24 protein-coding genes are annotated in these 24,333 nt (G+C 32.2%); 10 read left to right on the plus strand and 14 right to left on the minus strand.

The features are described 5' to 3' along the window. The first annotated feature begins 6 nt into the window (after positions 1-6). The 5 genes from ACJ6WR_RS01115 to ACJ6WR_RS01135 all read left to right on the plus strand — a co-directional run bounded on the left by ACJ6WR_RS01115 (position 7) and on the right by ACJ6WR_RS01135 (position 3,003). On the plus strand, positions 7-579 hold the full coding sequence (locus ACJ6WR_RS01115) for a hypothetical protein (RefSeq protein WP_409416823.1): 573 nt from the start codon (positions 7-9) through the stop codon (positions 577-579). 158 nt (positions 580-737) lie between these two features. Continuing rightward, positions 738-1,160, plus strand: coding sequence for a hypothetical protein (locus ACJ6WR_RS01120; protein ID WP_409416824.1), 423 nt, complete (start codon positions 738-740; stop codon positions 1,158-1,160). A 7-nt stretch (positions 1,161-1,167) separates the two neighbouring features. Then, positions 1,168-1,728: a hypothetical protein gene (locus ACJ6WR_RS01125; RefSeq protein ID WP_409416825.1), complete on the plus strand. Its 561-nt coding sequence runs from the start codon at positions 1,168-1,170 to the stop codon at positions 1,726-1,728. 324 nt (positions 1,729-2,052) lie between these two features. Further along, complete coding sequence (locus tag ACJ6WR_RS01130) at positions 2,053-2,379, plus strand: hypothetical protein (protein ID WP_409416826.1); 327 nt, start codon at positions 2,053-2,055, stop codon at positions 2,377-2,379. A gap of 27 nt (positions 2,380-2,406) precedes the next feature. Then, positions 2,407-3,003 carry a hypothetical protein gene (locus ACJ6WR_RS01135; RefSeq protein WP_039118695.1) on the plus strand — a complete coding sequence of 199 codons (597 nt, stop codon included), beginning with the start codon at positions 2,407-2,409 and terminating at the stop codon, positions 3,001-3,003. Positions 3,004-3,083: 80 nt separating this feature from the next. On the opposite strand, the gene ACJ6WR_RS01140 is transcribed toward ACJ6WR_RS01135, so the two are convergent. The 5 genes from ACJ6WR_RS01140 to ACJ6WR_RS01160 all read right to left on the minus strand — a co-directional run bounded on the left by ACJ6WR_RS01140 (position 3,084) and on the right by ACJ6WR_RS01160 (position 6,919). Continuing rightward, positions 3,084-3,929 (minus strand): DUF2911 domain-containing protein, encoded by an 846-nt coding sequence (locus ACJ6WR_RS01140; RefSeq protein ID WP_039115369.1) that lies wholly within the window; start codon positions 3,927-3,929, stop codon positions 3,084-3,086. Positions 3,930-3,990: 61 nt separating this feature from the next. Next, positions 3,991-4,659 (minus strand): HAD family hydrolase, encoded by a 669-nt coding sequence (locus tag ACJ6WR_RS01145; RefSeq protein WP_409416827.1) that lies wholly within the window; start codon positions 4,657-4,659, stop codon positions 3,991-3,993. A gap of 247 nt (positions 4,660-4,906) precedes the next feature. Next, positions 4,907-5,620 (minus strand): ThiF family adenylyltransferase, encoded by a 714-nt coding sequence (locus ACJ6WR_RS01150; protein WP_039115365.1) that lies wholly within the window; start codon positions 5,618-5,620, stop codon positions 4,907-4,909. Positions 5,621-5,654: 34 nt separating this feature from the next. Next, the gene (locus ACJ6WR_RS01155; RefSeq protein ID WP_409416828.1) at positions 5,655-6,317 is read right to left on the minus strand and encodes a TatD family hydrolase; all 663 of its coding nucleotides are present in this window, start codon (positions 6,315-6,317) and stop codon (positions 5,655-5,657) included. Continuing rightward, positions 6,317-6,919, minus strand: coding sequence for a DUF1684 domain-containing protein (locus ACJ6WR_RS01160; protein WP_323489366.1), 603 nt, complete (start codon positions 6,917-6,919; stop codon positions 6,317-6,319). The genes ACJ6WR_RS01155 and ACJ6WR_RS01160 overlap by 1 nt, the downstream gene beginning before the upstream one ends. 95 nt (positions 6,920-7,014) lie before the next feature. Between ACJ6WR_RS01160 and ACJ6WR_RS01165 the strand changes: the two genes are divergently transcribed. The 5 genes from ACJ6WR_RS01165 (at position 7,015) to ACJ6WR_RS01185 (ending at position 12,194) form a co-directional block, all read left to right on the plus strand. Next, on the plus strand, positions 7,015-8,235 hold the full coding sequence (locus ACJ6WR_RS01165) for an MFS transporter (protein WP_039115361.1): 1,221 nt from the start codon (positions 7,015-7,017) through the stop codon (positions 8,233-8,235). A 179-nt stretch (positions 8,236-8,414) separates the two neighbouring features. Next, positions 8,415-8,774, plus strand: a complete 360-nt coding sequence (locus ACJ6WR_RS01170) for a BlaI/MecI/CopY family transcriptional regulator (protein WP_035621639.1) — start codon at positions 8,415-8,417, stop codon at positions 8,772-8,774. A gap of 6 nt (positions 8,775-8,780) precedes the next feature. Then, the gene (locus ACJ6WR_RS01175; RefSeq protein WP_409416829.1) at positions 8,781-10,463 is read left to right on the plus strand and encodes a M56 family metallopeptidase; all 1,683 of its coding nucleotides are present in this window, start codon (positions 8,781-8,783) and stop codon (positions 10,461-10,463) included. A 63-nt stretch (positions 10,464-10,526) separates the two neighbouring features. After that, complete coding sequence (locus ACJ6WR_RS01180) at positions 10,527-11,975, plus strand: serine hydrolase (RefSeq protein ID WP_409416830.1); 1,449 nt, start codon at positions 10,527-10,529, stop codon at positions 11,973-11,975. 78 nt (positions 11,976-12,053) lie between these two features. Then, complete coding sequence (locus ACJ6WR_RS01185; RefSeq protein ID WP_039115357.1) at positions 12,054-12,194, plus strand: hypothetical protein; 141 nt, start codon at positions 12,054-12,056, stop codon at positions 12,192-12,194. A gap of 80 nt (positions 12,195-12,274) precedes the next feature. Here ACJ6WR_RS01185 and ACJ6WR_RS01190 read toward each other — a convergent pair whose 3' ends face one another. The 9 genes from ACJ6WR_RS01190 to ACJ6WR_RS01230 form a co-directional block, all read right to left on the minus strand. Next, the gene (locus ACJ6WR_RS01190) at positions 12,275-12,829 is read right to left on the minus strand and encodes a fasciclin domain-containing protein (RefSeq protein ID WP_039115355.1); all 555 of its coding nucleotides are present in this window, start codon (positions 12,827-12,829) and stop codon (positions 12,275-12,277) included. A 185-nt stretch (positions 12,830-13,014) separates the two neighbouring features. Then, complete coding sequence (locus ACJ6WR_RS01195) at positions 13,015-14,424, minus strand: TolC family protein (protein ID WP_409416831.1); 1,410 nt, start codon at positions 14,422-14,424, stop codon at positions 13,015-13,017. 2 nt (positions 14,425-14,426) lie between these two features. Continuing rightward, entirely contained in the window at positions 14,427-17,579 is a 3,153-nt protein-coding gene (locus ACJ6WR_RS01200; RefSeq protein WP_086894067.1) for an efflux RND transporter permease subunit, read from the minus strand. Positions 17,580-17,610: 31 nt separating this feature from the next. Beyond that, on the minus strand, positions 17,611-18,744 hold the full coding sequence (locus ACJ6WR_RS01205) for an efflux RND transporter periplasmic adaptor subunit (RefSeq protein WP_409416832.1): 1,134 nt from the start codon (positions 18,742-18,744) through the stop codon (positions 17,611-17,613). 407 nt (positions 18,745-19,151) lie between these two features. After that, the gene (locus tag ACJ6WR_RS01210) at positions 19,152-19,907 is read right to left on the minus strand and encodes a LytR/AlgR family response regulator transcription factor (protein WP_409416833.1); all 756 of its coding nucleotides are present in this window, start codon (positions 19,905-19,907) and stop codon (positions 19,152-19,154) included. Between the two features lies 1 nt (position 19,908). Next, a complete protein-coding gene (locus tag ACJ6WR_RS01215; RefSeq protein WP_409416834.1) occupies positions 19,909-21,006 on the minus strand; it encodes a sensor histidine kinase in 1,098 nt (365 codons plus the stop codon). Positions 21,007-21,067: 61 nt separating this feature from the next. Then, positions 21,068-22,114 carry a 3-oxoacyl-ACP synthase III family protein gene (locus tag ACJ6WR_RS01220; RefSeq protein ID WP_409416835.1) on the minus strand — a complete coding sequence of 349 codons (1,047 nt, stop codon included), beginning with the start codon at positions 22,112-22,114 and terminating at the stop codon, positions 21,068-21,070. A gap of 53 nt (positions 22,115-22,167) precedes the next feature. Further along, positions 22,168-23,001: a universal stress protein gene (locus ACJ6WR_RS01225; protein WP_039115345.1), complete on the minus strand. Its 834-nt coding sequence runs from the start codon at positions 22,999-23,001 to the stop codon at positions 22,168-22,170. A 307-nt stretch (positions 23,002-23,308) separates the two neighbouring features. Beyond that, on the minus strand, positions 23,309-24,325 hold the full coding sequence (locus tag ACJ6WR_RS01230) for an alpha/beta hydrolase (protein ID WP_409416836.1): 1,017 nt from the start codon (positions 24,323-24,325) through the stop codon (positions 23,309-23,311). Positions 24,326-24,333 lie beyond the last annotated feature (8 nt).

The following is a 24,333-nucleotide window of genomic DNA, read 5'->3' on the forward strand; positions in this document are numbered from 1 at the left end:
CTTATCATGGAGCTAAAAACCTTTATTATTGTTTTAAGTCTTTTCTGTTTTTCAGCAATTTCTCAAAGCGTACAAAAAGATAGTTGCCAATTATTCTTTAAAGAAATTGGGATAAGAGATTTTATATTGGGATCAAATTACACCCAATTTGTAAAAGAAAGCAAATCTATAAAAAGAAAATTCAAGAAAGAAGATGCTTATGGAATCGACGTTGTAACATTCAATGAAAAAACAATCATTCTTCAAGAAAAAAAAACAGTAGCATACAATCTAAAATTTAAAGATGATATTTTAATCAGTTATGATTTTACTGTAGATGCAGGTGACTATAGAGAATCGATGGCTTATTATGAAAGGATTTTACTTTTATTGAGCAAGAATAAAAATAATTTTATAAAAATAGGTAGAATCAATAACATGGAAACAAATAAAACTTGTAAAAAACTTTTCTGGCTAGTTCCTAATGATTCCATAAGAACAAGAGAATGCTTAAACGGTGGAATTAGTTATACAGATCCAAAACTATGGGAACAACAGGCAATAGAATATTTAAAAACTATAAAGAAAAAGAAAAATTGAGTTATTACATATGAAATCAAAACTGCTAATTGTATTTTTAATTCTTTTTTACCTACCTATAGCCTCTCAAAATACAAAACAAGATGATTGTCAGTTATATTTTGCGGAAATAGGCATAAAAGATTTTAATCTTGGATCAACTTTCAAATCATTTATTGATGATAGTAAAAAAAAGGAAAATAAAATTCAAGAAAGAAACCGTATATGGAATTGATATTATAACATTCCACGAAAATATAGTTCTTCTTAAAGAAAAGAAAACTGTAGAATATAATCTAAAATTTCATAATGACACACTTATGGATTATACATTTAAAATGAAGATCGGAAATTTTAGAAAAGCCCCTGCTTATTATGACAAAATAGTAATATTATTAGAAAAGAATAAAAATAAGTTTATAAAGAAGGGGAACTATTATAATACAGAAAGAACTAACATTTGCAAAAAATTCTTCGAACTAGATTCAGATTTCCCAAACCATGAAAACGAATCTCTTTCAGGTGGTATTGGATATGAAAGTCCTATTTGGGAACAACAATTTAAAGATTATATGAAAGCAATAGGACAATACAAAGAATAAATTTATCATGAAGCTAAAAACCTTTATTATCATTTTAAGTTTATTCTATTATTCAGCAATTTCGCAAAACGTAAAACAAGACAGTTGCCAGTTATACTTTAATGAAATAGGTATAAGGGATTTCACATTGGGGTCAAATTATGCTCAATTTATAAAGGACAGTAAATCATTAAAAAGAAAATTCAAGGAAGAAAGTGTTTATGGAATTGATATTGTAACATTCAATGAAAATATCATCCTTCTTAAAGAAAAAAAAACTATTGCGTTTAATTTAAAATTTAAAGATAATATACTTATGGCATATGATTTTGAAGTAAATATTGGAGACTTTAGGAAAGTACCAGAATTTTATGATAGAATTTTAAAATCATTAGATAAAAATAAGAATAATTTTATTCGAGGAAAAAGTCATAGTAACATGATAACAAATAAAAAATGCACCAAAAATTTCGGTCTTAATACTGAAAAAGACGGAAGTTATCTTTATGGAGGGATCACTTATGAAAGTCCTATTTGGGAACAACAGTTTAGAGATTATCTAAAAGCAACAGGACAAGATAAAGAATAACTACATGGCTCAGATGTGCGCAACAATAGCGCTGAAATTCTTTCTGTACTCGCAAACAATATAACTTATCTTTTTCTTGTATAGTTCGTTAAAGGCACAGATTACAAATCAGCACTATCGGATGTCTTCCTCGACGAAAGTTGCACAAGTAAATACTATGCCGAATTCAAGCGTTTTAAATCAAAAACACACGAGAAAATAGAAGCCTATTTGTCATATAATTAAATAAACATTTTGATTACTCTATGAACTCTCCTAACTTCGTAGCAAACACGATACATTAATAGGTCATAATCATTAAGTAACTCGAAAAATAATTAATCGATGGAAAAAAAGACAACATCAGAAAGAAAACTACTCTTTATTTCTGTAATTGTAGGTATTATATTTTCGTTTCCATTAACGGGATTTATTTATGGCTTTTCTGTTTGCAAAGATTGTGGCGAAGGAATAAGTGAGATATTTGGTAGAATATTCATTGGTCTTGTAGAAGCGATTCTTACTACAATTACATTAGGTGCGCCATGGGATAATGAAGGAGGAACAACTAGTACCAATCTTAGATTTTATGTATTTTTAACCGCTTTAATTATCACCTTATTACTTTTTTTTATTCTAAAAAGAAAAAGAAGTAAGTATCAAATAGACTAAAAATTTATTTAGACTAACAAATAAACTATGAAAAATTTAATCTATTTAATAAGCTGTGTAATACTATTATCGTGCAATAAAAAAGATAATTTAAACGATACTAATTCGCTTAAAATAGCAAATCAGTATTTAACTGAATATTATAAAACAAAGAATCAAAAGTTTCTCGAAAAGAGTTATAAATCATTAAATGAGAATACAATTTATAAGGAAGAAGGTATTACCAACGACAACAAAGAGTTAGTCTTACCCCTATTAATGTACATGAAAAAATATGATGAATTAGAAAAATTATTACAAGAGGATACTATACTCGATAAATATCAAAAAGAAATTACCAGTAATTTAATTAAGTCTTTAAACAATCAGAAAGATATGGAACTTTCGAAAAAGTATATTTATAAAAATATCGATTTAATACAAAATAAAATTACAAGTACTCCTAACGATTCCTTACTGTATACACAATATTTTATCATGAAACTATATCTTAATGGCAGAGATAAAACATTACAGGAAATAGATAGCATGAAAGCGAAAAATCCTAAATACTCAAAGGCTTATTATGATTACATTTTACGTGATTTAATAGAAGAATATCCTCAAGAACTTTTATATAAATAAAGGCATCTAACCACTCAAAACAAAAATCCCATTTCGAATATTTCCGAAATGGGATTTTTAAATTAAGATAGAATAAATTATTATTTACTCCACTCAGAAATACTGTCTTTATTCATTTTTACGTAATCCTGATTTTTAGCAGCTTCAGCAGCAGCAAGTGAAACTTTAGCAGTTTCAACAGCTCCTTTTTTGTCTCCTTGTTTCGCTTGGATTAATGATTTAAGTCTGTAAAAATAGAATGGTTTATCAGCGCTTAACTCTAATGCTTTGTCAACATATTCTCTTGCTTTAGCGATATCGCCTCCTTTAGTTTGAAAAAAGTATTGTGCAGCGTTAAAATAATCATTTGATGTTGGTCCAGCCAATACTCTTTTGATACTTTCTGAAGCAATTTTATCTGTAGGAACTTCAAATTTTACTGATACAGAAGAATTCTCCCATGCAATATCGATAGTTCCAGAATTAGGATCTAAATTATTGATTCCGATAGTAAACGTTTCAACAGCTTTGTTTAAAGCCTCTTCTTTTACAGTAGTTTTTAAAGCTACATCAGCTTCATTCCAGTTTTCTGGTAATCCCCAGTTATCCGTTTTTGAGTAAAAAATAACATCCCAGCTTTCAATTTTTGGAATAGTATAAATAGCATATTTACCTTTTTTCAATGTTTTACCGTCAATTACAACATCATCACTAAATGATATTACTGTATTTTCGTTAGCACCCGTTCTCCATAATTTACCAAACGGCACCAAATTACCAAATACTGCTCTACCTCTAGCACCAGGTCTAGAGTAAACCACTTCTACATCTGTCAGACCAACAATTTGGTTTACAACAGCTTTAGGACTCGATTGAGGTGTTTTCATTTGTGCTTCGGCAACAAATGGAGCAATAACAATTGCTAGGGCAATAAGTATTTTTTTCATTTATATATAGTTTTTTTGTTTCCTCAAAATTACGAATTCAATTAGTTTTAATTGTTAATAATTACCTAATGGTAGACTTAATTTTTACTATTTTTTCAAAGTTTAATTCATCAAAATGGTTGATAATTATATCGGCATCAGATAAATCTTGCATTTTAGAATGCTCGCTATTATATCCCACACAATATATCCCTGCTCCTTTTGCAGCTTTTACTCCATTTGTACTGTCTTCGATAATAATACAGTTTTCTTTCGGTGCTTTAGACAACGATGCTGCATGCAGAAAAATAGCCGGATTAGGCTTCGATTGAGGAAAATCTTCCCCACTTACAATGTCTGTAAAATATTGATACAAATTAAAACGAGTAAAAACACGCTCAATAGTAACTTTAGAAGCCGATGAAGCCAGAATCAATTGCATCCCATTGGCATATAAATCTTTAATTAAATCCTCAACTCCTTCCAATAAATATAAATCTTCTTTGGTATCGAAAGCATCATTAAAAATAGTTCTTTTTCTCTGAATCAAATCTTCCACCTCTTGCTCTATCACAAAAGTCTCTTTTAGTTTCTGAAACGTATTTCGAGTTGAAAACCCTGTAAACGAAGCATAAACCTCATCAGTTACATCGATATTTAATTCTTCAAATTGTTTGTGATAGGCATAATAATGTACGGGTTCTGTATCTACAATTACACCGTCCATATCGAAAATTACTGTTTTTATCATTTTTTCTTTTTAAGGTTCTAAGTTGCAAAGGTTCAAAGGTTTTTTTCTAAGGTTCTGAGGCACTAAGTAACAAAGGCGCATAGTTTTTTTATATTGTGGAAATATTATTTATTTAGAGCATTTACTATAATATAGACTATTCACTATTCTTTACGTCGCAGAGATTTAAAAGAATAAATGAGTTTATACAATCTAATGGATACTTCCAATAAATCTTGCATCTTGCATCTATCATCTTACAACAAAACTACTTCTTGAGCAAATAACGAATCACGGTTTCGGCTGCGTATAAACCAAATAATCCTGGCATATAACTGTTTGTACCATAAAATGATTTTTTAAAATTAGATCCGTCCGTCATTTTTAAACTTGATTCATCCTGAATTTCTGAAGAAAAAACTACTTTCAGTTTATCAATTTTGGCTTCTTTTAATCTTCTGCGGATAGTTTTTGCAAAATAGCAATTTACAGTATTGCTAATATCTGTTACTTTCACTTTTGCAGCTTCCATTTTTCCACCTGCTCCCATGCTGCTAATGATTTTTACACGTTTACGTTTGGCAGCAATAATCAAATTTAGTTTTGGAGTAACACTATCGATACAATCCAAAACATAATCAAACTCCTCAGTAACTATCTCAAAAGCGCGCTCTGGCGAAAGAAACTCCTGAACACGTATTAATTTTAATTCTGGGTTAATATCCATCAAACGATCCCCAACAATTGTAACTTTAGGTTGCCCAACTGTCGAATGTAATGCTGGTAATTGTCTGTTTATATTTGTAATATCAACTACATCTCCATCTACAATTGTCATTGTTCCTACACCTGCTCTTGCCAAAAACTCTGCTGCAAAAGACCCTACTCCTCCTAATCCTACTACAAGAACGTGTGAATTTTTAAGATTATCTAATCCTTCTTTTTTAAATAATAATTCGGCTCTTTCCGTCCACTCTGCCATATATTTTTTGTTTAAAGTTTAATGTTATTGAAGTTTAAAAATCCAATTTTTGTTTATTAAAAACAGTTGCAAAATTACTTGATATTAGCTGCTGTAATTCTTCAATTGTTATGTTTTTATATTTTGCTGCCAAAGCATACACTATTTCTATCGTTTCTTCGATTGTATCCGTTTCTAAAAAAAATCGATTATTGGGAATACTTTTAAAAACCGCTTCCAAATCAGGGTTCTTGATTAGATATTTTCCAAAAGAAATATAAAATCCGTTATCCAAAAGTTGCTTAGCTACTTGCTGATTCTTAGAAAACCCATGAATTATCATAGGAACAGTAATTCCTAGTTTTTTCTTTAAAGCAATTACTTCCTGAAACGCTGCTACGCAATGAATCACGACTGGTTTTTGATGCTTTTCGGCTAGAAGTAATTGTTTTTCAAAAACTGATTTCTGTAATTCAAACGAAACTTCTGTTCGTTTATCCAAACCACATTCGCCAACGGCAAGACAATTTGCTGCAGCCAGTTTTTTATCTATAATTTCCAATTCAGCTCCAATCCTTTCCTCTATAATATACCAAGGATGAATCCCGATAGAATAAAACGGAATAGTTTCGTCAAATTCATTAGGGTATTGATTTACTAAATCCAGAACATCTGGATGATTTGTCGATTTATGTGTATGGAAATTAAAAAATTGCATTAATCATGAAACTTTTTAACGCCTGCTTCAATCGCCACGTTCAAATCATTTTCTAAAGGTACAATCGGGCAAGAATACTTATGGTTATATGCGCAATATGGGTTATATGCCTGATTAAAATCGATTACGATTGTATTTCCTTTTGGTATTTTTAAATCAATATATCTTCCTCCTATATAAGTTTCTTTCCCTGAAGTTAAATCCGAGAATGGTAGGAATAAATAATCTTTATATTCCTCTTTTTTAGAAAGGTCGATGTTGCGATATACATTTAATTGTAAGTCTACTCCATCAATGGTAAAATATACGGTTCCGTATTTTATATACATTGGCTTTCTGGCTGTAGAAGTTTTCATCTCAAAAGGTTTCTCTTTCTTGGCTTTCACAAATTTAGCCACAACAGCATATTTTTCATTTATTGGATAAAAATCTAATGTCTGGAATGTTTTTAAATCTTCTGGCAATAACGGGCTTGTCTTTGCATCTGCATATTCTCCATTAATTGTCTTTTGGAAATTTTCGGCAGCAGCACGATCAAATTTTTCTTGGGCAATACCAAAATTTAAAGCCAAAAGCGTCAAAAATAGAATTAGGTTTTTCATCGTATAAATTTTAGCAAAAATAGTTTAAAAGTAACAAAGCAACAAAGTCTGTAAGTTACAAAGTTTTATAACTTTGCATATATAACCCATTTATAATGCTAATCACCGCCTTTCAACGCTATATTAATAATTTTAGAGGATTTTCTAGAGAGATTTGGATACTTACACTTGTTACGTTTATTAACCGTGCAGGAACTATGGTTCTCCCTTTTTTATCCAAGTATTTAAAAGAAGACCTTCAGTTTACATATAACGAAGTGGGCTGGATTATGGTAGCATTTGGTTTAGGATCTATGTTAGGTTCCTGGCTTGGTGGTAAACTATCCGATAAAATAGGTTTTTACAAAATAATGGTATTTAGCTTATTTACAAGTGGTGTCGCCCTATTCTTTTTGCAATACATAACCACTTTCTGGTCATTGTGTTTGGGTATGTTTGCAATTATGACTGTTGCCGATATGTTTCGCCCTGCAATGTATGTTTCCCTTAGTGCTTATGCCAAACCCGAAAATAGAACCCGTGCCTTAACATTGGTACGTCTTGCGGTAAATCTTGGTTTTGCTGCTGGTCCTGCATTAGGAGGTTTAATTATTATGGGAATTGGTTATCAGGGATTATTTTGGGTAGATGGAGCTTCTTGTATTCTTTCGATTTCAATTTTTGCATTATTAGTAAAAGAGAAGAAAAAACCAGTTTATGATAGTAGCCATGATATAATAAGCGAACCAAAATCGGTATTTAGAGATAAGATATTCTGGGTGTTTTTATTTGTGAGTTTTGCTACTGCAATGGTTTTCTTCCAGCTTTTTACCACTTTACCTTTATATCACAATGAAAAATTTGGCTTAAGCGAATTACAAACGGGGCTATTAATGACCTTAAACGGACTTATGATATTTTCATTAGAAATGCCATTAGTAAGTTATTTAGAACGTAAAGCTTTCCCGAAAATAAAAATAATTACCTACGGAACATTACTTATGGCCTCTAGTTTCTATCTATTATTAATTAATGTTTGGGCTGGAGTACTTGTGTTTGCAATGATTATGGTTTCGGTGGGCGAAATATTGAATTTTCCTTTCTCTAATGCTTTTGCTTTAAGCAGAGCCCCTCGCGGTCAAGAAGGGCGATACATGGCTTTATACACCATGAGTTTTAGTCTGGCACATATTATTAGTTCTAAAGTAGGTTTTGAATTCATTACCCGATTAGGATATCAGTCTAATTGGTTTATAATGGGAACTATCGGATTGGCTGCAACCGCATGTTGTATTTGGATTCAAAAAGAATTACAAAAAGAAAATAGCATTTTGTAATAACACAAAACCCTTTCCTCAAAACAAATTAAATCACTGTAAAACAATATTTTAAACCTGAAATACGTTTCTAATTGCATCTCTCTATTTTATAACTAACTATAAAAATAGTTAAATAACTGCATTTATAGTTGTGTAACTATAAAATTAGTTGTAAGTTTGAATTAAAATTAGAAAACATGCAAAAGTTAACCAACAAAGAAGAAGAGATAATGCACATTTTATGGAAGTTGAATAAAGCTTTTGTAAAAGAAATCCAAGCAGAAATTACCGAGGATCAACCGCATTACAACACCCTATCGACCATTGTAAGAAACTTAGAAGAGAAAGGTTTTGTGGCACATACTCCTTTTGGAAACACACACCAATACTATCCTGTAGTAACTCTAAAAGAATATAGCAAGCGCTTTATGAGTACTGCAATTGATAATTATTTTAATAGTTCGTATAAGAATATGGTTTCCTTTTTTGCCAAAGAAGAAAAAATTTCGGCCGATGAGTTACGTGAAATCTTAGATATGATAGAAAACAAAAAATAATAATTTATGGAGGCAATTTTTATCTATATTCTTAAAACTAGCGGACTAATCACCTTGTTTTATTTGGCGTATTACATTTTATTGCGAAAAGAAACTTTCTTTAATAGCAATAGATGGTTTTTATTATCGGGATTAATCACATCGATTGTATTGCCATTTGTAGTTTACACCAAAATAGTTTGGGTTGCTCCTACTCGTACCAATTTTACCTCTTCTATAAATACCACAATTAAAACAGTTCCTATAGAGCAGAGTTGGTTAGACACACATTTAAACCTGTGTCTCGTTATATTATATGTTTCAATCATCACTTTATTATTATTAAAATTTGCCTTCGACTTTTATAGTCTTAAAAAGGTTATTAAAGGACAAATCATTCAAAACCAAGCCGATTTTAAGTTTGTAGATGTTTCTGAGAATATTGCTCCGTTTTCTTTCTTCAATTATATCGTGTACAACTCATCACTGTACAATACGAGCGAATTGGAGAATATTCTGGAACATGAAAAAATTCATAGCGAACAAAATCACACTACCGACGTATTGATAACTAGGATATTTTGTATCGTATTTTGGTTTAACCCAATCGTTTGGTTGTACAAGAAAGCTATTATGCAAAACTTAGAATTCATTGCCGATGCCGAAGCTTTGAAAAAAATTACCGACAAAAAAGCGTATCAATACACGCTTTTAAAAATAACAACACATGAAAATTGTGTTGCAATCACCAATCACTTTTATCAATCATTAATCAAAAAACGAATCGTCATGTTAAACAAAAATCAATCAAAAAAGAAAAATTACTGGAAGTATGCCTTAGTTCTTCCCGTATTAGGAGCATTTGTATTCTTATTTCAAGTTAAAGTTATTGCCCAGGAAAAAGAACAAAAAGAAGCAAAAGAAGATATTGTTATAAATACAAAATCTGACCCGAAAGATGTATTTGTGTACAAAATTAAAAAGAATACAACTGATAAAGAATTAGATGAAATTGTACAGAAATTAAAAACAAATCATGAAGTAATTGTTGCATTTACAGAAGTAACAAGAAATTCTGATAATGAATTAACTGGAATAAGAGTTGACATAAAAAGAAAGAATGGCAAATCGCAAATCATGCAAACTAGCGGTAACGAAGCCATAAAACCTTTTGGTGTTGTTATAATAAAAAATGAAGATGGTACCGAAACTATTAATTTGCAAACTGGCAAAGAAACTCATCAGCCTGTAACTCTAAGTGAAAGTTCAGAAGGAGCCGAAAGTTATAATAACGATGAAGATTTTCCTATACCTCCTACGCCTCCAACACCACCTGATGCTCCAGAATTTCCTGAAGGACCAATGCCTGTTGCAAATATTGACATGTCTAAAATGCCAAAACCTCCTGTACATCCAAAAGATGTAAATGATGAAAAAGCAATGCAAAAATTCAACAAAGCAATGGAAGAATTTCAGAAGAAGATGGATGCTTTTGAACCAAATATGTCTGCTTACGAAAAAGAAGTAGAAGCTGTAATGGCAAAACGTCAAGCTATTTATGATAAGGAAATGGTGAAGTTTAATCAAGAAATGGAAAACTTTAATCAGGAAATGAAGAATTTCGATCAAGAGATGAAAGTATATGAAAAAGAGATGAAGAACCATGAAAAGGAGATGCGAAAATTTGAAAAGGAAAATAAATCCAAATAAAAAACGCCATCCATCTCTAATCAAAAATCATAATAATATATGTATCACCCCTTAATTGTTACTATGAAAGAAACATTTTTAATTTCAATATTTCTACTCGTTTTTAGCATCTGTTTTGGTCAAAAAGCAGATAGCAATCAAAAGGAAATAAAGCAAAAAATCGATACTTACATTAATGAAGTAATCGAAATAAATGAAATTCCCGGAGTGGCACTGGCTGTTATTAAAGACGGAAAAGTTATCTATGAAAAATACTATGGCACAGCTTCTTTTGAGGATAATAAACTAGTAGATAAAAACACCGCTTTCAAGATTTTCTCTACAACAAAATTAATTACAAATGTTGGGATATTTCAACTTATAGAAAAAGGAAAATTATCGCTGGAAGATCCAATATCAAAATATCTGGATAATCTCCCAAAAGAATGGCAAGGGATAAAAGTTGCTAATTTATTGTCTCATTCTTCTGGTTTGCCAGATATTGTAATGTTCGAAGATATTCCGATCACTTTACCTTATGATAAAAAAATTGCAATATTATCAACCAAACCAATGGAATTTGCAACAGGAGAACAATACAGTTACAATCAAACCAATTATTTTTTTCTTGCTAAGATTATTGAAAAAATAACTGGTTTACCTTTTGAAGAATACATCTTACAAAATCAATTTCCAGGAGTAAAATCCGGTGTTTATTTTTCATCAGACTTTGGCAAAAGCTTTACTAATAGTGCGTTTAGATATAACTATGATAGTAAAACCAAAAAGTATGTAAAAAACACTTTAAACAGTGGTTCAGATGGTCATTCTGCTAATGGTTTAAATATAACGTTGCCAGAATTTATTCGTTGGAATGAAAATCTGGATAAGAATACTTTCTTGAAAAAGGAAACAAAATATTCGATGTGGGAGCCATTTAAATACACTAAAAGTGATGAAAACTTTGGATATGGATGGGACTTTTACCCTGTAAACAAAATTCTTTCATATGGTTTTACAGGAGGTAATGAAACTGCTTTTAGAAAGTTCGTTAAAAACGATATGACAATTATCTTTTTATCCAATGGACATAAATATGATAATTTATATGTACAGTCTCAAGTAATTAATCATGTGGCAGGAATTGTAGATAAAACCTTAATTGATGATTATTTATTAGCAGATGAAAAGACAACACAAGATTTTTTGAAATTAGATATTGCTAAATCTGAGCAAAATTATCTTGCTTTGAAAAAGAATCATCCTGAATGGAATTTTGAATACCGATTAAATGTTGTCGGCTATACTTTAATGAATTACGGAAGAATAAATGATGCTATAAAAGTATTTGAATTAAATACAAAAGAAAATCCTAAATCAGGAAATGCATTTGATAGCCTGGCCGAAAGTTATTTTAATAATGCTCAACTTGAGATTTCTAAACAGACTTATCAAAAAGCTTTGGCTCTTTCGCCAGAAAATGCAAATGCAAAAGAAATGCTAACCAAAATAGATAAACTTTTAGTAAAATAATATTTGAGAATCCAATGAAAGAAGGCTTTGTAACACTACAAAGTCTTTTTTTATATCTTTGAAAAAAATCCTACTCTTATGTATAAAATTCTAGCTCAGATAAACAAATTGATTTTACCCAGTTTTACCAAGCGAGGACTTGATATTACAAAAGCCAAAAAATGGCAAATGGCAATAATTGGTTACCGTTATTACGTTACAAAACGTGCTTTAGATTAAATCTATACATTCCTAATAAATACAAAAAAGTCCTATACAACATACAGGACTTTTTTTGATTATTGGGACAATCAGTGCTTTTATTTTTTTGGTAATAATACCGTATCAATTACATGAATTACACCATTTGATTGGTTTACGTCTGCGATGGTTACTTTAGCTTTATTACCGCTTTCGTCGCTTATATACAAATCTTTTCCTTTCATCCAAGCTGTTAGTGTCCCACCACTTACAGTTTTTAATGTTGCTTTACCTCCACCCATTTTTATTGCTTTGGCAATATCGGCTGCATTCATTTTTCCAGCCACAACATGGTAGGTCAAAATATTTTGCAACGTTTTAATGTTTTCTGGTTTCAATAATGTTTCAACTGTTCCTTTTGGTAATTTATTAAATGCTTCGTTTGTTGGAGCAAAAACAGTGAAGGGTCCTTTACTTTCTAATGTTTCTACCAAACCAGCTGCTTTTACTGCTGCTACTAATGTGGTGTGGTCTTTTGAGTTTACGGCATTCTCGATAATATTTTTGTTTGGATACATTGCTGCTCCACCAACCATAACTGATTTTTGAGCGAAAGAAGTTGCTCCAAATACTAATGCAAAAAATGCTGCTGCTAAAATGCTTTTCGTTTTCATGATTTAATTTTTTAGTTATAAAAGCATTTACGACATAACATTCAATTTGGTTTTTAATATATCTAAAATTTGAACAAATAAAACCAAAAACACGCTGCAACCCTTGTAAAATGGAAGAAAAATAAAATCCATCATCTTTATAATAATTTATAGAGATGATGGATTCTTTTTTTACTTAAAACTATCTATTGCACTCCGCCGCCCAAAGCACGATATAAATTTATTGCAGCATTTAGTTTTTCTAACTTTATAGTAACAACATCTAAGTCATTTTGTAAAGCACCATTTTGGGCAACAATAACATCTAGGTAAGTTACCATACCACTTTTATATAGTAATGTCGCATCAGAAGTTGCTTTATCTAAAGAAACTGCTTTTTCAGTCGCAAGTTCCATGCGTTCATCGGCATATTTTAATTGAGACATGGCATCATTTACTTCTCCAACAGCAGTTATATACGATTGCTTAAACTGAATAACTGCTTTTTCCTGTTCTATAACCGCAACTTCATAAGCAGTTCTTAAAGCACGTTTTCTAAATATTGGCTGAGCTAAATTAGCTGCAATAGTTTTAGTAACTGAACCTGGAAAATTAAACCAAGTATCAAACTCAAATGAATTTTTTCCGATTGAAGGTCTCAAACTCAGTGTTGGATACATGGTAGCTTTTGCCAATCCTGTTTTAGCATTAGCAGACATAACAGCATATTCGGCAGCTTTTACATCTGGTCTTCGACTTAAAAGTGATGCTGGAATCCCTGAAGGCAAAACAACATCAAATTCTGCTACTTCCAGATTTCCAGATCGTAATATGCTATCCGGATATTCTCCACATAAAATTTGCAATGCATTTTCCTGAACCGCAATATTTGCTTTCGCTAAAGGAACTAATAATTCGGCTGTTTTTTTCTGAGCTTCAGTCTGATAAAGTGCCAAGGAACTAATTGCTCCCGAATTATATTGCAGCTTCATCATCTTTAAAGTGTTATCACTTAATTCGATGTTTTTCTGTGCAATTTTAAGTTGTTCGTCCAATCCTAAAAGATTATAATACGATTGCGCAACCTGAACAATAATTCTGGTTTTTAAAGCCGAAAGATTCTCTTTTTGAGCAAAATAATTGGCTTTAGCCTCTCTTTTCTGCATCGTTACTTTCCCCCATATATCTGCTTCCCAAGACAGCTGAATATTGGCATTATAATCGTCCATATAATCCTTACTGGTAAACTGTGCGCTCAAAGAACCATTAAGTGAGTTTTTAGACTGATAACTGCGACTCGCATTTGCATCAAAATCTAACGTTGGTAATAGACCTAATTTTGCTTGTTTGTAATTAAGGTCTAGCTGCTCCATGCTTTTTATGGCGATAAGCACCTCGTTATTTTTAACGAGGGCTTTCTCTATCAAATCAACCAACAATGGATCTTTATAGTAATTCTTCCAAGGATGCAAAATAGTATCTCCGGTTAGTGTTACTTCTTCACGATATTTTTCGGGAACATTTAAATCTGTGCGAGAATATTTTTTCCCTACTACGCAGGATGTTAGCAAAACACCCGCAAATAAAGAAATTCCAATTTTATATAGTACTCTCATTATTATTCTTTTATATTTTTAATTACAATCTTCTTACCCGATACTTTTTCTTGTAAATATTGAAATAGTATAAAAAGTAACGGAATTACAAAAACTCCCAAAACAACGCCACTAAACATTCCTATAGCAGCACTTACACTTATAGATCTATTTCCTACTGCTGTTCCTCCTGTGGCAAACATCAGAGGAATCATACCCGCAATAAAAGCTAGAGATGTCATGATAATAGGTCTTAATCTCGATCTGGCTCCCTCGATAGCCGCTTCTGTAATAGATAGACCTGCATAACGTCTTTGAAGCGCAAATTCTACAATAAGAATAGCATTTTTGGCCAAAAGCCCGACCAACATAATTAAACCAACCTGAACATAAATGTTGTTATCAAGACCTACAGCTTTAACTCCCGCAAAAGCTCCTAATATACCTGTTGGGATAGAAAGCAATACTGCAAGAGGCAATAAATAACTTTCGTACTGTGCAGCTAATAAAAAGAAAACAAATAGAAGACATAACCCAAATATGGCAATAGTCTGATTTCCTCCCTCTTTTTCTTCAAGACTTAATCCTGTCCACTCATAACTATAATCAGAAGGGAGTTTATCCAGAACTTTTTCCAGATTGCCCATAACTTCTCCATTACTAAATCCTGGTAACGCTACCGCAGTAATATTAACCGAGTTGTAAAGATTGTAACGGTTTACAGATTCTGGCCCATAAACTTTATGAAGCTTAACAAGAGATTTTACTGGTACCATTTCCATTTTTGCATTTCTAACAAATATTTCGTTAAACGCGTCTTGGTCTGTTCTAAAAATCCCATCAGCCTTAACATTAACTCGGTAAAACTTTCCGAATCTTGTAAAATCCGCCGACTGATCTCCTGCAAAATAAGTCTGGATATTATTTAAAAGTTCACGTATGTTAACGCCCATTTGGCTGGCTTTCTCCTCATCTACTTCTAGTTCAAACTGCGGATAATCTGCTCTAAATGTAGTATAGGCGTATTGTACTCCTGGTTGTTGCATAATTTGCCCAATCACTTTATCAGTCATCGCTTTTAATGTAGCTGGATCACGCGCTGTTCTGTCCTGAAGCACAATCTCGGCACCACTTGTTACTCCAAATCCTTCTACAGGAGGCATTCTGAGTACCATAATCGAACCTTCTTTTATACCCGATAATTTGCCCGTAACCATATTTAATACTTCATCAATATCCTTAACCGCTCCTCTGTCTTTTTTAGGCTTTAATTTTATAAACCCTAAACCATACGCAGGACTGGCACTATTACTAAGAATGTTAAAACCTGTAATACTGGTATTATTATCAATAGCTTCTACTGTCGAAAGCTCTTTTTCAATCTTCTCAACTACTGCTGTAGTACGATCTAATGCTGTTCCTGGAGGCATCGATAAACTGTAAAGCATAAAGCCATCATCTTCCATTGGCACAAAACTTTTAGGTGTAGACATCATCATTACGATAGCAATAGTACTTATCCCAACAACTAATCCTCCTGCAAGCCATTTTCTGCCTATAAGAAAACGAACTCCTTTAATATATTTACCCGTTAAGTTGTTAAACCCTGTATTGAATCCTACGAAAAAACGTTCTTTAAATCCTGATTTATGATCATTCCCTTCATGTTTACCATTATGGTCGTTCTTTAACAAAAGTGCACATAATGCTGGTGTAAGCGTAAGTGCATTTACTGCCGAAATGATAATTGCAATCGCAAGTGTATAAGCAAACTGCGTGTAGAAAATCCCTGATGATCCTGTCATGAATCCAATCGGGATAAATACTGCCGACATTACCAGTGTTATCGAAACAACCGCTCCTGTAATCTCTGTCATGGCACTATGAGTAGCTTCTTTGGCAGAAAGCCCAGAATCTTCTTCCATCTTACTATGCACGGCCTCAACCACCACAATGGCATCATCGACCACAATACCAATCGCCAGAACCAAAGCAAAAAGCGTTAGAATATTTATGGTGAATCCAAATACGAGCAGGAAGAAAAACGTTCCTATAATTGCTACCGGAACTGCAATAGCTGGGATAATCGTCGAGCGAATGTCTTGCAAGAATATAAATACTACTATAAAAACCAGAATAAAAGCTTCTAGTAATGTCGATTTTACTTGTCCTGTTGCTTCGTCAAGTCTTTCTTTGGTACTCATTACGTTAACGTATTTAATACCTGGAGGAAAAGATTTAGATAAACGTTCTACTTCTTTATTAATCCCGATTTCAATGTCGTTTGCATTTGAACCTGATGTTTGTAATATCGCCATTGTAACGGCGTTTTTTCCGCTAGATTTATTGTCTCCACTATAAGAAATTGAACCAAATTCTACTCTCGCTACATCTCTTAGTCTTAAAATATTATTACCATCTGTTTTAACTACAATATTTTCATATTGCTCTGGCTTATTTTTCTTTCCTTTATATCTGATAACATACTCTAAAGCCGACTTTGATTCTTCTCCTAATTTTCCCGGAGCCGACTCTAAACTTTGATCTGCAATAGCCTGACTTATATCTGACGGTACTAAGCCCGCATTTGCCATTTTGCGTGGATCAAGCCAAACTCGCATAGAGTAATCTTTTTGTCCAAAAATCTGAACCTGACCTACTCCCGGAACTCGCTTTATTTGCGGAACCAAGTTAATGTTGGCATAATTTTGCAAAAACAACTCATCGTATTTGTTATTATCATCTGTATAAAGATTAAAAATAACAATCATACTATTTTGCTGCTTAGAGGTCGTAAGCCCCATTCTGATAACTTCTTGCGGCAATTTTGGTGTTGCTTGCTGTACTCTGTTTTGCACATTTACCGCTGCCTGATCAGGATCGACACCTTGTTTAAAAATTACACTGATAGAAAAAGATCCGTCATTACTCGCAGTAGATTTTATATACTGCATATTCTCAACCCCGTTTATTTGTTCCTCTAGTGGTGTTACTACAGAACGAATAACGGTTTCACTATTTCCACCGGGATAAGTACCACTTACCATTACTGTTGGTGGTGCAATATCTGGAAACCTTGTTACCGATAATCTTGTAAGACTTATGACACCTAATATCACCAATACAATGGAGATAACTGTAGCCAGTACAGGCCTGTCTATTATTTTTTTTAACATGGAAAATGTTATTTTATATTAAAACCGAAATTTATTTATTGCTTAGCGCTTTTGCAGCTACTTTTGGAACTACTTCCATATTGTCATAAAGTGCATCGATAGTATTTAATGCAATCTTGTCTCCTGATTTTACACCAGATTTCACAAAATAATTTGCACCTGCACTACCAGTAATTTCAATAGGAACCATAGCTACTTTGTTGCCTTGTCTTAAAACATAAACAAAAAATTTATCCTGAATATCTTTTACACTTGCCATTGGAACACTAATTACCGAAGACAAACTACTATTTAATACAACTCTTGCTGAACCTCCTGATCGTAATTGTTTCTTTGGATTTGGAAAAATTGCTTTTAATGCAATAGTTCCTGTAGTACGATCAATATTACCGCTGGCAACTTCTAGTTTTCCCTGATGTTCATACAAACTATCGTCTGCCAAAATCAAACTTACAGATTGGTTTAATTGTGAATCTTTTGAAAAAGACAAATAATCAGATTCGCTCAAAGAGAAATACACAAATACTGTATTAATCTCAGAAAGAATAGTTAATGGAACAGCATCTGTTGGTGTAACCAAATTACCTACACGATTAGGAATACGGCTAATATAACCGCTTACCGGTGCTTTAATCAAAGAGAAATCAGCATTAAGTTGCGAAGATCCCAAAGCCGATTTTGCCTGAGCTGCTTGCGCTACTGCTGCTTCATAATTGGCCTGTGCAGTTTTTAATTGCATATCCGAATATACTTTAGCATCTACAAGAGGTTTAATTTTTTCAATCTCTAATTTAGCGTTTGCAAGATTTGCCAAAGCACTCTTATATGCAGCACGAGTATTATTAACTTGCTCTACAAAAACATCTGCTTTAATTTTAAAAAGTGATTGTCCTTTGTTTACATACTCTCCCTCTTTTACATAAATTGCTTCAAGATATCCTGAAACCTGAGGCTTTATATCTACATTAACTGAACCTTCGATAATTCCTGGGTATTTTTTTTCAACTTCACCTGTCATAGATTTAGCCTGAAAAAAATCTACTTCTGGTTTTGGAGCTTCTAAAGCTTCTGCCCCACCTTTTCCACACGAAGAAAAGCTAATGATAATCAATAAAACTACCATTTTGCTGAGTGTTTTATTATTTTGGAAAAACTGTTTTGTCATTTTATTTCGTTTTGAATGAATACATCGAATTTGACGACAAAATAACACCCCAAACCCCTCATAAATTATTAGAAGATTACCCAACCGTAATTTTTCAATACTGAAACGAATACGTAGGTTACCAAAGGAAAAAAGAACTAAGCCCACAGTTTCAACCGTGCAGTACAGATTGCGATAATACATTGCGTTCCAACGGTTGAAACGGTGGGCAATGTTTATGCTATTTGTCTTTACAATCCGTTTTTGAGCTATTAGTTTGATTTACAATGAGGAAATAAAATTGAATTTATTTTTTGGATTTGTAATGCAGACAGACTAAATAATCATTGAATAAATGATAAATAGTTACCGCAATAAAAAAGAGTAGTATCTATAAAACTAGTAAGTTATACCTAATTTTAAGTGCATTAGCGATCCATCCATTGCTTAAAAAAAGGAGCTTTTTCTCGGCTAATGATTACCTCACGCTCAGAATCTCCGTAAAGTAGTATTTTAAGCTTGGCATTAAAGTAATTCGAAATAGATTTTATACTTTCTACCCGTATAAAAAATTGCCTGTTGGCTCTGAAAAAGATATTTGGATCGAGTTCTTCCTCAAGCTCTTCCATTGTTTGGGGAATGGCTATAATAGTGCCATTTTTAAGAAAAAGATGCGACGTTTTAAATTCTGAGTATATAAAATCAATATCGGTAACAACCACGCTTTTATATCCATCTCGATAAGTGACTAAAAAACGTAATCTAAAGGAAGGTTTATGAACAAATTTTTTTAAAATATCTGCAATATCCTCGGTATTATGTTTTGCTTTTGCTAAAGACTTAAATTTAGTTAAAGCATCTTGTAATTCATTCTTTTCAATCGGTTTCATTAAGTAGTCGATACTATTTACCTTGAAAGCCCTCACTGCATATTCATCATAAGCGGTAGTAAATATGATGGGACAAGTAATTTTTACCTTTTCAAAAATAGAAAAACTTATACCATCTGCCAGACGAATATCCATTGTAATTAAATCGGGCATGGCATTGGTATTTAACCATGTTACCGTACCTTGAACCGTATCTATGATATCCAGAATTTTACAATCTGGCTCCAATTCTTCCAACAATCTTTTAAGACGATTGGCATTGATAATTTCATCTTCTACAATTAAAATTTTCATACTATTTTATTAAAGGCAAACGAACACAATAAAAACCATTAGACTCAGAAAAGACAGGCATTCGATCAAATAATATTTTATATCTAAATTCAATATTTTTATTCCCTACACCTGTAGAATCAAAACTTTTACCTGATGTAGGTTGCAAATTATTCCTAACAACAATATCTCCAACATCTGAATAAATAGAAATTATAAGCGGATTAGACAACGTAGCTACGTTATGTTTTACAGCATTTTCTACCAGTAATTGCAGTGTTAAAGGTGGTAAATGAAAATCTAGACAAGTTATATTCACTTGTATTTTCAATTCAACCTTATCGCCAAGACGTTTTTTTAAAAGATAAAAATAAGCATTTAAAAATTCAATTTCTTCTCTTACCGTAATAGTGTCTTTATTAAGGTTAGAAATCATATAGCGATAAACCTTTGTGATATTCTCTAAAAATGAAGCTGCCGAAAGCGGGTCTTCGTGAATTAATTCGGTAAGAGTACTAAAATTATTAAACGTAAAATGGGGATCAAGCTGTAATTTTAAAGATTCTAACTCTGATCGGGTTACTGCTTCTTGCAGCTGAGAAGCCTTAATTTTGAGCTCCGCAGCCTCATCCAAAGTGACGCGCCATCGATTAAGCAAAAATATACTAGTATGAATAAAACTTATGAAAAGTGACAATATAGCTGCCATCAAATTTGACTGCCATATAATCAGAAGTTCACTTTCTTTTAATGGAGTCCAGGGATAGAAAAATTGCCATAAAAAAGAAAACAAATAATTTAAAAGAATGTTACCTATAATGAGAAACAAAAATTGCACAAAAGCCCTAAAAATAGGCTTTTGTTCCCAACTAATCCAATGATTTAGCGTACGTCCTACAAAAAGACTTAATTCAGTAAGGATTGCACAATACGCTAAAATCAAGAATATATCAAGAGTCCAATCTAAATCCCATAAAGAATCTTGTCCATAACTTCTGTAAGGATTTAAAACAAAATAAGAAGACAAGTACACTAAAAAAACAACTGGTATTACAATAATCCTATAATATTTATAGAAAAAGTTCTTACCATTAGTTTTATTTTGTGTTTTTGAATTCATAAGCTAATAAGTAAGAACAATTGTTGTGTTAGGAAAATTATTAAAGTAATTGAAATCTCTATTAATGTGTTAAAGCATATTCTGATTTTTTATCGTTTTTTGAAGACTTTACAGGTTTCTGTTTTCGCATAACTCCCCATTTTATACAAGTCGCTCCCCACGAAAAACCAGCTCCAAAGGTGGTAATTAATATATTTTGCCCTTCCTTAAAATCAGCTGCAAAATCCCAAAGACATAACGGAATCGTTGCAGATGTTGTATTACCATATTTATCAATATTCACCTTAACTTTTTCGGTCCCAATATTTAAACTTTCGCCTACAGCGTTAATGATTCTTAAATTAGCCTGATGTGGCACAACCCAATCAACATCTTCTACACTTAACCCATTACTAGCAAGAACATCTTGAGAAACACTACTCATGGATTCAACAGCTTTTTTAAAGACAAAAGCCCCTTCTTGCTTAATATAATGATCTCGGTTTACAATAGTTCCCACTGTAGCAGGAAGTTTAGAGCCACCTCCAGGAACTAATAAGGCTGATGTGCCGCTTCCGTCTGTACGCAAGATGCTTTTCATCATTCCATATTCTAAATCTGTTTTCTCCAAAAGGACTGCACCAGCCCCATCACCAAAAAGAATACAGGTATTGCGGTCCTCGTAATCTACAATTGAGCTCATTTTATCAGCTCCAACCACAATAATTTTTTCATATCGACCACTTTCAATCATTGTAGTAGCCATTTCTAGCGCGTACAAAAAGCCGCTACAAGCTGCGTTAAGATCAAATCCAAATGCATTGGTAAGTCCGCTTATTTCGCATATTTTACTTGCTGTAGGAGTTAAAAGATGGTCTGGAGTTGTTGTTGCCAGCAATAATCCATCTATTTCCTTTGGGTCAACATCATAGTTTTGCAATAAATTCTCAATTGCAGCACAAGCAAGGTCTGATGTTGCCTGATCTTTGCCAGTAGCTAGTCTTCGTTCTTTTATTCCAGTTCTTTTTTCAATCCATTCAACAGTTGTATTAACCGTTTCAGAGATCATCTCATTACTAAGGATAGAAGTCGGTACAAAGCCACCTATAGCCGTAATTGTTGCATTCATTTTTAATCGATTATATTGTTATTTCTTTGCTTTTATATAAAATAAAAATATCATCAGAAATTAGGAAAAGATAATAGGGGTATATCTAAACCTGCTGCCATAATTCTGGTTTTACTTTTATGCACCAAAGAATCCCAAAAACCATACCTTTGTGGTACCATTACTAAAATATCTGCATTATAATTCTTGATTTCTTTCTTGATCTCATTAATTACAGCATTAGACTTAACCGTTTTATAAATATATTTAACTTCTTTAAACTCTTCTTCAAGCGAAGAATTTAATAGCTGTACCCCCTGCTCCTGCTTAAGATTGTCTATTTTTTCATCTACACTAAAAAACTCTAGCTCGGCACCAAGATTACCTACAATATCTTTTAACCAACTAAATCTTTTTATCGAAGAGAAACTTAAAGTATCACAAGCGTAGAGTATTTTTTGTATGTTCTGGAAACTAGCATTTTTAGGAACTGCCAATACTGGTATATTTAAGTTCTTTATTACCGATGTTGTTGAATTTCCTAATAATTCCTGCTCAAAAGATCGCTCTGCCATTCCCATGACAACTAACTCAGCATTAGTATCGTCAATTATCGATGTAAGCTGATCCTCCAGGAAAGAATATTTGCAAAAACAACTTACTTCGATAGCATAAAGATCTGCAATTTCTTTCCCGAAAATTTCTAGTTTCTCGGTAGCTTTCTCGATTTGCTTTTGCATAGCTTCCGCAGTAATATGGGCATTAGAGCTATGTAACCCCAAAGAGAAGGAATTAAACAAAACAAGCTTGGCACTTGTGGCTTTTGCAAGTCCCGCTGCATAAGCAACAGCGTTATTTGCTATATCGGAAAAATTTGTAGCTGCAATAATAGTAAGTGGTGAAGTCATAATATATCAATTAAATAATTATAGAAGTAAAGTTCCTTAATTATTTGTTTAGATTCTTTCTAAAACTACCGAAGAATCATTTTTTGGACCTCAACCGTATTTTTTAGTTCCCGAAAATAGATTTCTCTCATAAATACGGTAAAATACGAATGTAAAAATGCTGTCATCACAATATTATTTGCCTTTATAATTTAATTTTTAAGCTATAAAATTATTTACACTATTACTTTGCTTTTTATTTTCTCTAAAGGATAAAAGACCAAATATTCAACTTAAAATCACCTATTTTATTTTAAGAAAAAAATGACTAAATCTTTTTAATCCAAGTAATAATCTCTACTAACGCCAAATTATCTATTTCATATAAATGAAAATTCATTGCTTTTATTTCACCATAAGTCAAATAGTGATTGAGGTTATTAAAAAGTTTTATCTCAATATTATCATTGTCAAAGCTTTTTAAAAGATTGATATTTGATACTGGATCTACAAATTTATCATTGCTCCCAATTATATAAAGTGTAGGTATTTTAAGGGCTCTATACGTGTCTTCGTAGTTCTTTCTTAATAAATCCAAATGAGTAGGAAAAGAAATATACCATTCGAATTGTTTTTTCTTAAAGCCTTTTTCTTTTAAAGCAAATTTAATTTTCTCTCTTAATAAATCGTTGGCATCATTTTTATTTTCTTCTACCATCTTATGGATCAAGTCCATAACCTCGAGTTTAGTTTCTAAATCTGTATATTGAAGATTCCTCTCTTGTAAATTTACTCCAGTTTTTACTTGGTATTTTAAGAAAGCTCCATGCTTTTCTACTGGTGTGGCCCATTGCACTAAAAAATCAACATTTGTTCCTTTTTCAATTGCTCCAATACTTGCTAAGCCACCTTCACTATGTGCAATTACACCAATTTTTTTATCTTTTAAGAATGGTAAACTTTTGATATGTTCAATTGCATAAATAACATCATTTATCTTGTCAGATATACAATAAGAAACCATGTTATATTTACCCTCAGATTTCCCAACACCTCTTTCGTCATATCTAAAAACGGCAATATTATTCTTCAATAACTCTTCTGCCAAAATATAATGACTATTCCTGGAATCTTTACCTGAACCTGGTATAATAATTACTACTTTATCAAATTCTGTTTTAGGACAAATTAAAGTTCCATAAAGTTTTATTTTTTCTTCGGTTTGTTCGATTTCAATCTCAGTAGAGTCATATTTTCCGATTTCACTGATCTCTTTCTCATATGTAAAAACTTCTTGTGAATATCCCGATATACAAAAAAGCACTACCAATGATAGTGCTTTCATTTTTTTAA

Origin of the sequence: Flavobacterium sp. PS2, assembly GCF_046250155.1 — a bacterium.
GTDB lineage: Bacteria > Bacteroidota > Bacteroidia > Flavobacteriales > Flavobacteriaceae > Flavobacterium.